The 12,914-nt window shown below is 60.3% G+C and carries 10 protein-coding genes; all 10 read right to left on the bottom strand.

Going from position 1 to position 12,914, the window contains the following annotated elements:
• From CI807_RS24110 to CI807_RS24155, 10 genes are read right to left on the bottom strand one after another with little or no spacing between them, the layout of a single operon-like run.
• Window positions 1-846 (bottom strand): serine/threonine-protein kinase, encoded by an 846-nt coding sequence (locus tag CI807_RS24110; RefSeq protein ID WP_095016529.1) that lies wholly within the window; start codon window positions 844-846, stop codon window positions 1-3.
• Complete coding sequence (locus CI807_RS24115) at window positions 843-1,556, bottom strand: PP2C family serine/threonine-protein phosphatase (RefSeq protein ID WP_095016530.1); 714 nt, start codon at window positions 1,554-1,556, stop codon at window positions 843-845. The genes CI807_RS24110 and CI807_RS24115 overlap by 4 nt, the downstream gene beginning before the upstream one ends.
• Window positions 1,553-4,891, bottom strand: a complete 3,339-nt coding sequence (tssM, locus tag CI807_RS24120) for a type VI secretion system membrane subunit TssM (RefSeq protein WP_095016531.1) — start codon at window positions 4,889-4,891, stop codon at window positions 1,553-1,555. Before tssM ends, CI807_RS24115 begins: the two co-directional genes overlap by 4 nt.
• A gap of 15 nt (window positions 4,892-4,906) precedes the next feature.
• A complete protein-coding gene (icmH, locus tag CI807_RS24125; protein WP_095016532.1) occupies window positions 4,907-5,761 on the bottom strand; it encodes a type IVB secretion system protein IcmH/DotU in 855 nt (284 codons plus the stop codon).
• Between the two features lie 5 nt (window positions 5,762-5,766).
• Entirely contained in the window at window positions 5,767-7,095 is a 1,329-nt protein-coding gene (gene tssK / locus CI807_RS24130) for a type VI secretion system baseplate subunit TssK (RefSeq protein ID WP_095016533.1), read from the bottom strand.
• A 1-nt stretch (window position 7,096) separates the two neighbouring features.
• Window positions 7,097-7,582 carry a type VI secretion system lipoprotein TssJ gene (gene tssJ / locus CI807_RS24135; protein ID WP_095016534.1) on the bottom strand — a complete coding sequence of 162 codons (486 nt, stop codon included), beginning with the start codon at window positions 7,580-7,582 and terminating at the stop codon, window positions 7,097-7,099.
• Between the two features lie 5 nt (window positions 7,583-7,587).
• The gene (gene tagH / locus CI807_RS24140) at window positions 7,588-8,760 is read right to left on the bottom strand and encodes a type VI secretion system-associated FHA domain protein TagH (RefSeq protein WP_095016535.1); all 1,173 of its coding nucleotides are present in this window, start codon (window positions 8,758-8,760) and stop codon (window positions 7,588-7,590) included.
• Between the two features lie 16 nt (window positions 8,761-8,776).
• The gene (locus CI807_RS24145; protein ID WP_016980208.1) at window positions 8,777-8,908 is read right to left on the bottom strand and encodes a hypothetical protein; all 132 of its coding nucleotides are present in this window, start codon (window positions 8,906-8,908) and stop codon (window positions 8,777-8,779) included.
• A gap of 44 nt (window positions 8,909-8,952) precedes the next feature.
• Complete coding sequence (locus CI807_RS24150; protein ID WP_095016536.1) at window positions 8,953-10,485, bottom strand: sigma-54-dependent Fis family transcriptional regulator; 1,533 nt, start codon at window positions 10,483-10,485, stop codon at window positions 8,953-8,955.
• The gene (locus CI807_RS24155; RefSeq protein ID WP_095016537.1) at window positions 10,482-12,914 is read right to left on the bottom strand and encodes an AAA family ATPase; all 2,433 of its coding nucleotides are present in this window, start codon (window positions 12,912-12,914) and stop codon (window positions 10,482-10,484) included. The genes CI807_RS24150 and CI807_RS24155 overlap by 4 nt, the downstream gene beginning before the upstream one ends.

Here is a 12,914-nt window from a genome sequence, read left to right on the forward strand (position 1 = left end):
CTAGCCCATGAACCATAGGCACCGACGGGCTGCCAAGCCCTCGCACAGCTCGGCAACATCGACGGTTCGCTGCTCGGGGTCCATGGCCAGTGCTGAACATAACAAAGGCCAGTACTGCCTGGGCAGTTGCCTGGGCCGCGGCAATCGTTGATTGCGTTGACGCTCTACGGGCCGGCGTCCCTCGGCCATTTCGTAGAGTACTCGGGCCGCCCCATACAAGTCCGCGCTCGCCGACGGCAACCCGCCTGCCATCAGCTCCGGCGCTGCATAGGCGGGAGTCCAGGCATTCAGCCGGTTGCGGCTCAAAACGGGTAATCCAGCCTCTGCCTGGGCTTGCGCGTGACCCAAGCCAAAATCGAACAGGCGTACCCCCTGCTCCCCCACCATGATATTCGCCGGTTTCACATCGCCATGCAGGACACCTTGCCGATGGGTATAGGCCAGTGCCTCCAGCAGTTGCAGGGCCATGGGCTGCAACGCTTGCCATGGCAATCCCTGCGGAGATTCCGGGAGTACGCGGTCGAGCGTCAGGCCGGGCATCAGTTCCATGGTGAAGAACGCCACTTGGTGTGCCGTGTCTACCTCGAAAGAAAATGCACGCACCACATGGTCATGTCGCAGGCTTCGGGTTAGGGCGAATTCGCTGTAGAGCAGCACATGCGCGTCGGTGGACGCGGATAGGGTCTCGCCTAACAATTTCAGCGCCACGCGACAGTCTGGCTCGCCGAACGCTTCATGCAGCAAGTCCCGCGCGCGATAAACCACACCCATGCCCCCGGCACCGAGGATTCGCTCAAGCTGATAGCGCCCCGCCAGCACTTTCGGCAGGCCTGTCGCCGCGCTCATGGCTGGATCACCACGGCGGTGAGGTCATCCCGCGCCGGCCCCTGCAGCACGCCACTGAACAACCGATCCACCACCTGCCGTGGCGTGCCAGCGCTCATGGCACTCCCCAATTGCTGGTGACTGAGCCCCTGGTACAGTCCGTCGCTGCACAACAAAAACACATCACCGGGCTGGACGCGCAGCTCCAGTATCTCAAGGCTCAATGGCTGCCTTGCACCCACCGCGCGGGTCAAGGCTCTTGCGCCAGGATGAGCCTGAGCCTGGTCCGGGCTCAACTGTTGCGTGTCGATCAGTTGCTGCTGCAGGGAATGGTCCCGCGACAGTTGATACAGCCGCTGCCCTCGCCACAGGTAGCATCGGCTATCCCCGGCCCAGACACAGGCGGCGCGGTGGTACTCCAGCAATAGCACCACCACCGTACTACCCATGATGCCCGCTACGCCATCAGCGGGTTGTAACTGGCTGTCGAGGCCGCGCAAGCACCGCCGAACAGCCTCGATCCGCTGGTCAAAACCGCCTTGGCCTGGCAGTGCAGCAAGGCTGCGGACCACCCATTGGCTGGCAACATTCCCGGCATGATGCCCGCCCATACCATCCGCCACCGCCCAACAGCCACGTTGCGGGCAATCGAGGAAGGCATCCTCGTTGCGTGCGCGGCTCTTGCCTTGCGCCGTGCGCCCGGCACTGCGCCATGGCTGCGCACCGCTCACAATTGCTCCGGCAGACGGAAGCTGCGCCATGTCGCCATATGGAACGGGCTTGGGTCGCGTTGACTGGTCAGCAGGTAATTGGCCCGTAAGCCAGCCAGATCAGCCTTGAGCACTTGCGCATTCCTGCCGCTTGCGGGCTCGCTTTGCATCAGGTCGAAAAATCGGAACATGGACCAGGCGCCACTGTCTTTCTCAATGCCCATTGGCCGTTCGGCACCGCGCTCCAGTACCAGGCTGCTGCGACCATTCTGCGCCTCGCTTGGCCAACGGAACGTCATCGGCACGATCGGGCCGTGGCGGTATTCCAACTGCTGATCACCCACCCGCAACGTCGCCCGACTCACCGCCTGGTCAAGGCTATAGGGCGCCAGCGTGAACCGTACGGCCCAATCCCCCTGATCCTCGGTAAAAAAACCTTGGCGAATGATCTGGGCCCTGGTCAGTTGTTCCAGCAAAGAGCGCGACATCGGCAGGCTGCGCCCCTCCATCCCCCGCAGGCGATAGCGGTTGCCCTCAACGATGACGAACGGCCGCAGGTAACTCTCATAAAAGCGCGCCATGGCGCCCCGTGGCTTGAAAAACGCCTGGAAGTCCGCCAGGGCAACGTCACTGCCCGCATGCGCATCGAAGGGGTAACGGCGCTGAATGGCTTTCGCATAGAACCCGTAGACTTCGTTTTGATAGTGCTGATTCACAAACCCGTAAGCGTCATCGAGCAACTGGCGCCAGCTTTGGTCGGCAATGCCTTCGAACCACCCTTTGAGCGGCTGCGGAAAGCGAGCCGCCGTATCACGTAGGTTGCCCAGCAGGGGCTGCTGTCCATCCATCCGTTGCCTGGCCATTTTGAACGCTGCCTGCTCCGGCGAACTGTCACGGCTCACTGTCGACAACTGCAACTGCAGTTCATCCAGCAGGCGCAATGCCTGCGTCAACTCGCTCCCTGGGTTTTGCTGTTCGTCGAGCAATTGGTGCAAGGGCTCGAAACGGCGTTGCAAGGCACGCCGGGCATTATCAGGCAGCACCGCTCTGCTCAGCCCCCTGGACGTCGCCGCGCCCAGCTCGCCGACTGGCTGGACTGCCGTTTCAAGGCGATCGGAGACCGACACAAATCGAGTATTTTCGCGCACCTGCTGCAACAACTGCACCAAGGCCGATTGAGCCGATGTAAGGCTTGCGAGTTGCTCCGCGCCGTGTTGCAGGCTGCCACTTTCCCGCAGTCTGATCCGACCGAGGGCGTCGCTCCATGCATCGGCGTATTCACTGAAATAGCGCTGTTCCAGCTCCAGCATCAGCCTGCGTAGATCCGCGGCGCGCAGGTCCGCCCCCTCTCCAAGGACCCAATTGTCCTGAGCAACGGCATTGACCATCTGAGCGCCCTGCTGTTCGAATAACTGCAGGTATTTCCTGGTGTAAAACCCCGGTATAGGCGGCTCGCCCCTGGAAAACGCCGGACCTTCGGCCAAGTGATAAGGCTCCAGGCTCCGCGCTTGCTCCCGCAACGCCCTGTAGACCACCTCCCCCAGCGACTCACCGCGTAATTCCAAGCGAGCCAGGGTCACCAACTCTTCATTCAACGGTGCCAGAAACGGCTGTTCGAGGAGCCGCGCAAAGTGTTCGTTCAGGCGCGTGTTCGCCGAAGCGTCTCCCGACCACTGGCCAGACATATGCTCCGCCAGCCAGCCCCTATCACGCCGCCCCTGCAGGTTGAGCATCAGATAGGCACGCAAATTATCGAGCAGTTGTTCGCGGTCACCCAGGCTGCCTCGCACCCGTCCTTCGAGCAGGGCGGTCACGTAGGGCAGAAACTGCTGCTGCAAGGTGTGCTCATAGGCTGCGGTCAGCGGCGCAATAATCAGCGCCCCTTGATACAGGCCGGCCCGCTCTATCCACCGTGCCTCGGCCTGCGGCGAGAACACCTTGGTTGCCGCCAGGCGACTGTCCAGCAGCGTCAGCAAGGCATGATGCTCGTCCACCCCTCGCGATGTGGCGGGCTGGGTGTTGTTGATCAGCCCCATTAGTTGCGATAGGCGCTGATGGTTGAACGAGTAGCTGTGCGCCCACACTGCCCCCGCCGTCCCGATGACTACAGTCGCTGCCAGCGCCATCAACCCATGACGTCGACGTATACGCTGCCGCTCCGGGGTAAGCAGCCTGGCCAGGTTGGCCTCGGCAAAAATCACTCGCTTAAACAACCCTTGGACAAAATGAGGACGTACATCAACGGTTTTCGCACAGGTCAGGTAAAAACCTCGCAGGGCATTGATAGGCTGATTACGACTGACAGAAAATGCCGCTTCGATAAAAAGGCACAGGCTGTCACCGATGCGTGCGACCTGCCGCGGAAAGTCAAGCATGCGTCCTCGACACTCGGCATTTCGCTCTTGCTGCAAGCGCGGAATCAGTTCTCCACCCAGACGTTGCAACAGGTTCTCGAACACGTCCTTCGCCTGGGCGCGGTCCGTAACCAGGCCCCCTCCCAGAACCTGTTCTATGCCGTCGCCCTGCTGAGCATCAAAAAACTCGGCAAAACCGGCCAGCCGATCAGACTGGGTCAACACCAGATACACCGGCACATCCACCTGCAGCGTCTGCTGGAGGTCCTGCAAGCGCGTACGCACATCGCGGGCATGACGTTCCAGGTCGTGCTCATTGCTGCTTGAAAGTGTGTCGACCGACAACGTGACGACTACGCCATTGAGTGGCCGCGTCCTGCGCCGCCACTTGAGCAGATCGAGCAGAGTCGCCCATCCCGCTGCATCCACCGAAGGGTCCGGCTGGCCCAAGTAACGACCCGCGGCCTCGACCAGTACGGCTTCTTCGGCAAAATACCAATCACAGCCAGACATCGCCCCCTTCGGCGCCGCGTCAGGGCGGTCGAGTGGCGACAGCGAGTCACTGGCCGCCAGCAGGCTGGTCTTGCCACTGCCTTGCTCGCCAATCACCAGATACCAGGGCAACTCGTCGCGCCAACGCTCACTGTGTTCACCGTAGCGTCGTGAGGTTTTCAACGCCTGCAGCGCTTCTTTGAAGCGCTCCCGCACCTGGCATATTTCATCGTCGATCAATGCCTTGCGCTGATGACGCGCATGCTCTTCCGGCTGATTCAAACGAGCGGTGCGACGTGCGCCTACCACGACCATTGCCAGCCCCCACAGCAACAGCAACCCGCTGATGGTCAGCAAACGAGACGTTGGACTTTGCCAGAAACGGTAGTCATCCACCGCCAGCAATGGCCCGAAAAACCACACCAGCAGCGCACTGGACAGCACCAGCAGCAAGCTCCATACCCAACTTTTGCGCAGCACCGTACCCACTCCTTTGAAGAATGTGTTCATCCATTGCTCCCAGCGTTACGAGGGTGTCCGAGACAGTCCTGACACCAAAGATTGAAGAGGTTGCAGCGCGGCCTCGCGCTCCTGGCTCAGCACCCAGGCAAACCCTGAATACATCACAAGCAAACACGCCAGCACACAGGCAGTAGCCAACAGGGCGGAGACAATACGTATCCGAGGGGCTTTCCCCCTCTGCGGGGAAATGGATAGCGGCACCCGATCACCTCGCACATGCCTGACCTGGCGAAAAACAGCATCCTGAATCGTTTCCAGTTGCTCCCTTCCCCGCTCCATGACGCGGTATTTACCTTCGAACCCCAACGACAGACACAGGTACATAAGCTCAAGCACGGCAACGTGCTTGACGGGATCACGGGATAAACGCTCCAGCAACTGGAAAAACTTTTCACCACCAAAGGTTTCGTTGTGAAAACGGCTCAACAGGCTCCTCTTCGACCAATCGCTGCAACTGCCCCACGGCGTGGTGACTACCGCCTCGTCGATGACACTGCACAGCACATAACGCGCCGACATCACCTGGCTATTCTCTGCCCCCAAGTGCAAGGCATGGGCTTCAAATGCGCTGACGCCCGATGAAAGCTGATCATTGAGCGCCTGCAAGCTTTCCCTAGCCGGGCTGGCCCTGAGCTGGGCAACCTGTGACAGAAGTTCCCAAGCCGCTGCCAATAGCACGTTGGGGCCGATATTGAAACGCTGCCCCGGCAGGTTGGCGGCGTAGATCATCCGGTCTTCCAACTGTTCGAAACGTGGCGGCGACGGGAAATCCGTGACGGGCCCCTGTGCCGGGCCGAGCCCGTCACGGTCAAGCAATATGGTTTTTTCATCCTGCGGGTATTCACTGTCCATCGTCATGGTGTTCAGTTCCTGATAGCCCAGAAGTTGAGTTCCAGCTCGGCGAACTCGCCGCTAGCGTGGAAGGCAAAACCACCCGACTGCTCCAACTGTGCGATATCACGGGGACTGAGTTCGAGCATGAAATAGGTCTTGGCGGCGTGATACGGAATCTGCCGCGGCGCGACCGGCAGCGGCTGGACCTTGATACCGGCCAGGTGCAGATTCACCAGCTCGCGGATGCGTTCAACGGGGCCTATCTTGAGATGCGCCGGCAAACGATGGCGAAGCTCCTCCGACTCACATTGGGCGGTGGCGGCCAAAATGAAGGTGGCGGTACCCAGCAACTTGAGATCGCTGACCGGGCAAACCAGCACTCCGTATTGCCGCTGTTGCAACACCAGTTCGATGGCATGTTGCTCCAGCACCGAAGACAACGCGGTGCGAAGCCCCTCCATCAGCCCTCGAAAGCTCGCGCCCTGATCGCCATGTCTGTAGTGCACGGCAAGTTGCGCGCGTTTGTTGTCGTTGGCAAACGTCGACAGTTCACCGAGGATCGCGAGCAACTCCCGGTACAGCAACTCCGGACGCACTTGAGCCTGCGCCAGATAGTGACGCAGGATCAACTCGGCACGATTGATCAGTTGCAGCATCAGGAAATCACCGACCTGTGCTCCTGTCGAGGCACCCGTTCCCTGGACTCGCGCTGCAATCGCATCGCCACGTGTCGCCAGCAGGCTAATCACCTCTTTGACGCATGACGCCACATAACCGGAGCCCTGGAGATAGATGAACGTCGGTACAAAATCCGCATCCAGGTCTACGCCGCCGTCGCGGGTCGAATCCTGCACCTGGGCGACCTGGAGTTTCACGTAGAACGCATCACTGGGCCCCTCGCCCAGCATCAGGCGCAAGTCCGGCCGTGCGCAGTTGATCTGGCAACGAGAGTCGACGCCGGCGTTGGCGTCGCCGATTTCCGTTTCACAGGAGACGTAACGTGCCAGCACATCGCTTTGCTCCTTCCTGCGCACTTCAACCTGATTCTCCGTCGCCAGCGGCAACGCCAGGTAAACGGCTTGCCTGCCCGCATTGGCAGGTACCTGCAACACCAAAGGTTCCATTGCGCCGCTCAACTCGAACAAACTGCCGTCAGGCAATACCCCGCTGGCCTGGTTGACAACAACCTTGCCTAGATTGAGGTACTGCATATCGACGTCCAAGGTCAGGAACCCCCACGCATCACTGCTCAGCAACCTTGTTCGGTTGAGCTGTCGATGGAAGTAACGGTCATTGTGTTGCAAGTGCTGGGGACGCAACAGCATGCCCTCTTGCCAGATAACGTTATGGACCTGCATCTCAATCCTCCGTCCTGTCAGTCTGAGGGGTTGCCATCCGCAGCCCCGTCTGATCCAGCACAACGCCGGCACGGGTCAATTGCCCGGGAGTCACCGGCAGCACCAGCCTCCATTGCACATGAGGCAAGTCGCGATAGGCCGCCAGCACACCGACGTAGCGGCTATGGGGCTCTACACTGAGTTTGAGTGCCAGCTGTTCACCAGGACGCAATTCCAACTCCTCGCTGCGGACCCAATCCCTGGAGAGGGTCTGCTCGGCGCGGTCGTAGAGGCTGAAAAAATCGGCGTTTTCAAAGGCCACGGGGTGCCGCAGTTCAAGCAGGTGCACCACCACGGGTGAAGGGCGACCGTGAAGGTCGGGGTTGACTTCGTCACCTGCGATCAACGTCAGGTCCAGTTTGGTCAGGGTCGAAAAAGGTGAAAGGCTGCCACATCCGGCCAACAGGCACAGTGCTGACAGCATTGATAGGGCAGCAACTCGATACATGAACGTCATCCTGGGCACGCTATATTCAGGGTAGAAACCAGGCGCACCTGCTCCTTGTAGGCATTGGAAAAGTCATTGCGCAACAACTGATCGCCCAAAGAATCTTCGTCAACCAGGCGTAGATAGTGGCGTCGGTATGCCCGCCAATGTGCCGCCTCGGTAAAAAACCTGGGTGGTCTGCCCTCGCGCTCGAAACACAGCAACAAGTGTTCCGGCGCAAAAGCTGCCAATGCACCACGCACCGCGGCCCGACTGGCCACGACCATGGCCAGTTGATGAACCTGCAGGTCTCGACAGACCTGGGCGACCGCTTGCTCGGCATCGAGTTCGCCCGGTTCACCAGCGCCCAGCAGGGACGCCATGGCGGCCTGGCTGTCGGCACACGCTTTCAACGGATTGCGGATGTTGAGCGCTGGGGGGGACAATGCAGCGCTGATCTCGCTGTTCAACTCATCGCGGGTTCGCAGGCTTTGCTGCAGCCCTTCGATGGCATGCCTGAACAGCCCTGCCACCTTGATCGCAAGGGCTTCGCGACCTGGGGTATCAAGTGTGTCCAATTGCATGCCCAATGCTTGCGCGAACTGAGGCCAGAACGCTTGCGACGCTGCAGGCGCGGCCATGACGGGGTCGGGAGGTATCACTTTCCTGTCGGGTCCAGCCCATGTCGGCACGATCAGATGATCGCGATCCACAGGCCCTGGAATGTGTGACTGGCAAGGTACCTGCGTTGACGCATCGAGAGCGTCCAATTCTGCCGACGCGCTAGCACGCAACTGTTCGCGATCCAGCGCATCAACAGGGTCAAGCCCGAGGAACGCATCGTCTGGAATCACGACATTCTGAGCAAACGACCGTCGTTCATTTGCCACCAGGCGGGCACGAATTTCCAACCGGCCCAATTGATACACTTCACCCTCAATGATCGGCCGCGCCTGCCCTTTGTCCAGACGTTCCATGCTGCCGGACACACCGATGCCATTGCTGCTGATATCCGTCAGGAAGTAGCGGCCTTCTCGATAACTGACCAAGGCGTGATGACTGGAGATCAGGCGATGGGCATCGGGGAGGATCCAGTCACACCCCGCCCCCCGGCCGATCACACCGCCGACACCCTCAAATGTCTTACGGGTCGGCGGTTCATTGTTCATGGCACTGCAGACTTCAAACACTAATTGCATGGCAGAACTCTCCTGCTCACTGCCCACGACGGATCGCCTGAGGATCACCCAGCGGGCGGTAGTTGGCGTCATCAAAGACATAATTGGCGTTACAGCCACTCAACAAACACAGTGCAAGCACCAGCGCTTGCCACGGATGAAAAAACATCAGGTATCTCCCATGAAAATCAGATGCCGACACGCCCCCCCCGCTCAACACTCTCCACGGACCTCGCCTTCGGGGATCTTCAGACGCGCCAGGCGATAGAGGAGCGTGCGGCGAGCGACGCCCAGCTCACGTGCAGTTCGGGTGCGATTACCACGGTTCTTGTGCAGACAATCGATCAGGAACACTCGCTCCACCCGCTCCAGACGTTGGCGCAACGTCACATCGATGGATTCATTGGCAGGTGGCGTAGGCAAGGAAAGATGGACGGGCAGGATCACCCCGTCATCGCAGAGCAGTACCGCACGTTCCACCAGGCATTTGAGCTCACGTACATTGCCGGGGAAGGCGTAGCTCGACAGTTGGTCAAGGGCCGCACTGGACCACGACACCGATTCACGTCCAAGTGCAATGGAGGCCTGCTGCCCAAACTCCCGCGCCAACAGCAACACATCGCCGTCGCGCTCGCGCAAGGGCGGCAGTTCGATGGGAAATTGCGCCAGCCTGTAATAAAGGTCTTCGCGAAAACTGCCTTGGGCTACCATCGCGGCGAGGTCGCGATGCGTCGCAGCGATGATGCGCACATCAACCTTGTGTGCCGCAGTGGCGCCCAGCGGGCGAACTTCGCCGTCCTGCAGAACCCGCAGTAACTTGGCCTGCAGCGACAGCGGCATATCGCCGATTTCGTCCAAGAGCAGCGTGCCTCCATGCGCGGCGTCAAACAGCCCGACATGGTTGCGTTCAGCCCCCGTGAAAGCCCCTTTGCGATAGCCGAACAGTTCACTTTCCAGCAGCCCTTCGGGAAACGCCGCACAGTTTTGCACCACGAACGCTTTGCTTTTTCGCGGCCCTGCAGAATGGATAGCCCGCGCCACCACCTCTTTGCCGGTCCCCGTCTCGCCGCGCAGCAATACGGTGTAAGGCGCCTGCATGACCTTACCGATGAGGCGGTACGTCTCATCCATGGCGGTACTGCTGCCGATCAGCCCAAATTCCGCACGGGGGGCCGGTTTGCAGTTACTCAGGAGGGCGGTGCTTTCTGTGGAACGTTGACTCTTCAGCAGAATCCGCTGCATCAAGGCAAAACTTCCCAGTTGGCTCAAGGAGAGTGAGTAGTCCTGCAAATTTTTCCGGTGTTGGCTGGCAAACAGCAACACGCCGTTGATAGCCTTGTCGCGGTTGAACAACGGCACACATGACAACGCCTCCCAGGAGGTCGCCAGCACGGGCAGAAACCCGCACTCGTACACGCTGCCCGTGAGGTCTTCCAGGCTCAGAGCCGTTTGATGGCGGACTACGTAGTTCAGCACCTGCTCATGCTGGAAGTCCCGGCTGCCGGCCGGATCGCCGGCGCAAAGCGCTCCGGACAGGTGCTGGGCAATCAGCTCAAGCCGGCCAGTGGACTCATCGCGCCAATACCACTGGCTGAGTTCGCACTGGCTCAACTGCGCCACCGCCGTAACACACAGGCCGGGCAACGTGGCTGCGTCACCCTCGACACCCAGGCGAATGAACCAGCCGAGCAGCGTTTCGGCATAAGCCAGCGAATGGGATTCCTGGTTGGACCGGTTATCCCTCATTGGCTGAACTCACAGATGGGAGCCCCATTCCCCGCCAGGTACGCATGTACATGCCCCAAGGGTTCGTCTTGGGCCATCGCCTCCAGCAACCGGTCCACTACCTGCGGCAACAAATGAAGCTCGATCCACTGGTCAATGTAACGAGCGCCACTGTCACCGTGTGAGCAACGCTCGACCATGTGTGCAACCAGCTCAGGCGTATAGCTGAATGCCAGCTTGCGCAGGCTCAACCTCTGCCCCAGGCGTGCCAGCTTGAGCCTTGCCAAGTCATGCAGGATCCCACCCGTCACCGGGTAATAGGGCAGCACCCGCATCCGCGCCAGTAACGCAGGTTTGAAGTGGTCACGCAGCAGCGGACGAATTGCCTCTTGCAGCACTTGCACGTCAGGTCGCTGACCGTCTGCACACAGTTCACCGATGCACTCGCTGCCCAGGTTGGACGTCATCAAGATCAGCGTGTTGCGAAAATCGATTTCCCGGCCCTCCCCGTCACTGGCCAGGCCCTTGTCGAAAATCTGATAGAACAGGTTCAATACTTCCGGGTCGGCCTTCTCGACTTCGTCAAGCAGCACCACCGAATACGGGCGTTGCCGTACGGCTTCGGTCAGCACGCCGCCCTCGCCGAAACCGACATAACCGGGAGGTGCGCCAATCAAACGAGACAGCGAGTGTTTTTCCTGGAATTCGGACATATTGAGGGTGGTGACAAAACGCTCACCGCCATACAACAGATCACCCAGGGCCAACGCCGTCTCGGTCTTGCCCACGCCACTTGGGCCGACCAGCAGGAACACCCCGACCGGAGCATCGGGTTTGTTAAGCCCGGCCGCAACGGCGCGCAGATTGCGGTCCAGGGCCTGCACCGCTTGTTCCTGGCCGAGAATGCGCGTGCGTAAAGCATCGGCGAAACCCAGCATCCGTGCACTGTGCTCACATGCCACCTGTTCAACCGGGATGCCGGTCCAGCCACTGATGACCTCGGCTACCAGGCGCGGGCATACATGCTGCGTCGATGTTTGTTGTTCCGGCCAACACTGCTCCAGATGCTCACGTTCGCTTTCCATCTCCTCCATGCGTAGGTTCAACCCGTGCAGTGTTTGCTCATCCACGGGAATCCCTGCATCCCTGTCACGACTTATTGCCTGATGCTGGCGCACACCTTCCGCCTGCGCCGCGTACAGGCGTTGCAATGCCTCCGGCGCCATCTCCCTACGGGTACGCAAGCGAGCGCAAGCGGTGTCCAACACATCCACCGCCTTGTCAGGCAACTGGCGCCCAGGCAGGTAACGGGCACTCATTTGCGCCGCCGCAACCACCGCATCGTCCCGCACGTAAACACCATGGCTACGCTCATACACCGAAGCCAGTCCACGCAGAATCGAAACCGCCTGTTCGACACTGGGTTCGCCGACCGTTACAGGCTGGAAGCGCCGCGCCAATGCCGGATCTTTTTCGAAGTATTTCTTATATTCCGACCAAGTGGTGGCAGCGATGGTGCGCAAGTCGCCACGGGCCAAGGCCGGTTTGAGCAGATTCGCCGCATCGGCCCCACCCGCCTGAGCGCCTGCACCGACCAACGTATGTGCCTCATCGATAAACAGGATCACCGGTTTGGCCGATGCATTGACTTCGTCGATCACACCCTTGAGGCGCCGCTCGAATTCTCCCTTGATGCTGGCACCGGCCTGGAGCAGCCCCATATCCAGCGTCAGCACCCGCACATCCTTCAGCGGTCCAGGCACCTGCGCGGAGGCAACGCGCAGCGCGAGCCCCTCGACAACGGCCGTCTTGCCTACCCCGGCTTCGCCTACAAGGATCGGGTTGTTTTTACGCCGGCGCATGAGGATATCGATCAGTTGGGCGATCTCAGCATCGCGGCACAACACCGGATCGATACGGCCTTCAAGCGCCTGGCGCGTCAGGTCGTGAGTGAAGCGCTCCAGCAATGGCTCACCCGCCAGCGCAGGATCAGTGCCAGGCGCTTGGTTCAACACGAAGCCAAGCACACGCTGCGAATCCAAACGCTGCAAAAAAGCCTGATACGCACTCCCCGCATGGTGCAGCGGGTGACGCAGCAGGGCCAGCAACAGGGCGCCATGATCGATTTCAGTCTGGCGCAGTTCCAGATGGGCAACCATCGATGCCTGCTGCAGCCATTGCACCAGCGCATGGGCAAACACCGGATTGCGCGATGCACTCGCCTCCCCCTTGGGTTGCAGTACGGCCTGCAACGTACCGACCTCAATGCCTGCATCTGCCATTGCCCGTACCAGAAGGCCGTCCTGATGCTCCAGCAGGGCCAGCAACAAATCTTCCACCAGCACTTCCCTACCGCCGCGTGTTACGCAACGTTCAGCAGCGCGCTCCAAATCTCGGCGGGTCTGGGTGGTCAATGTCTGGATAAGTTGTTGCAGATCCACATTTATCAT

It is taken from the genome of Pseudomonas sp. NS1(2017) (assembly GCF_002269425.1).
Taxonomy (GTDB): domain Bacteria; phylum Pseudomonadota; class Gammaproteobacteria; order Pseudomonadales; family Pseudomonadaceae; genus Aquipseudomonas; species Aquipseudomonas reactans.

Bases quoted from the DNA above. Each gene is read 5' to 3' on its own strand.
- CI807_RS24145 (WP_016980208.1), bottom strand. From the start codon at position 8,908: ATGTTTTTTCATCCGTGGCAAGCGCTGGTGCTTGCACTGTGTTTGTTG.
- tssK (WP_095016533.1), bottom strand. From the start codon at position 7,095: ATGCAGGTCCATAACGTTATCTGGCAAGAGGGCATGCTGTTGCGTCCC.
- CI807_RS24150 (WP_095016536.1), bottom strand. From the start codon at position 10,485: ATGAGGGATAACCGGTCCAACCAGGAATCCCATTCGCTGGCTTATGCC.
- CI807_RS24110 (WP_095016529.1), bottom strand. From the start codon at position 846: ATGAGCGCGGCGACAGGCCTGCCGAAAGTGCTGGCGGGGCGCTATCAG.
- tagH (WP_095016535.1), bottom strand. From the start codon at position 8,760: ATGCAATTAGTGTTTGAAGTCTGCAGTGCCATGAACAATGAACCGCCG.
- tssJ (WP_095016534.1), bottom strand. From the start codon at position 7,582: ATGTATCGAGTTGCTGCCCTATCAATGCTGTCAGCACTGTGCCTGTTG.
- tssM (WP_095016531.1), bottom strand. From the start codon at position 4,891: ATGAACACATTCTTCAAAGGAGTGGGTACGGTGCTGCGCAAAAGTTGG.
- icmH (WP_095016532.1), bottom strand. From the start codon at position 5,761: ATGACGATGGACAGTGAATACCCGCAGGATGAAAAAACCATATTGCTT.
- CI807_RS24155 (WP_095016537.1), bottom strand. From the start codon at position 12,914: ATGATAAATGTGGATCTGCAACAACTTATCCAGACATTGACCACCCAG.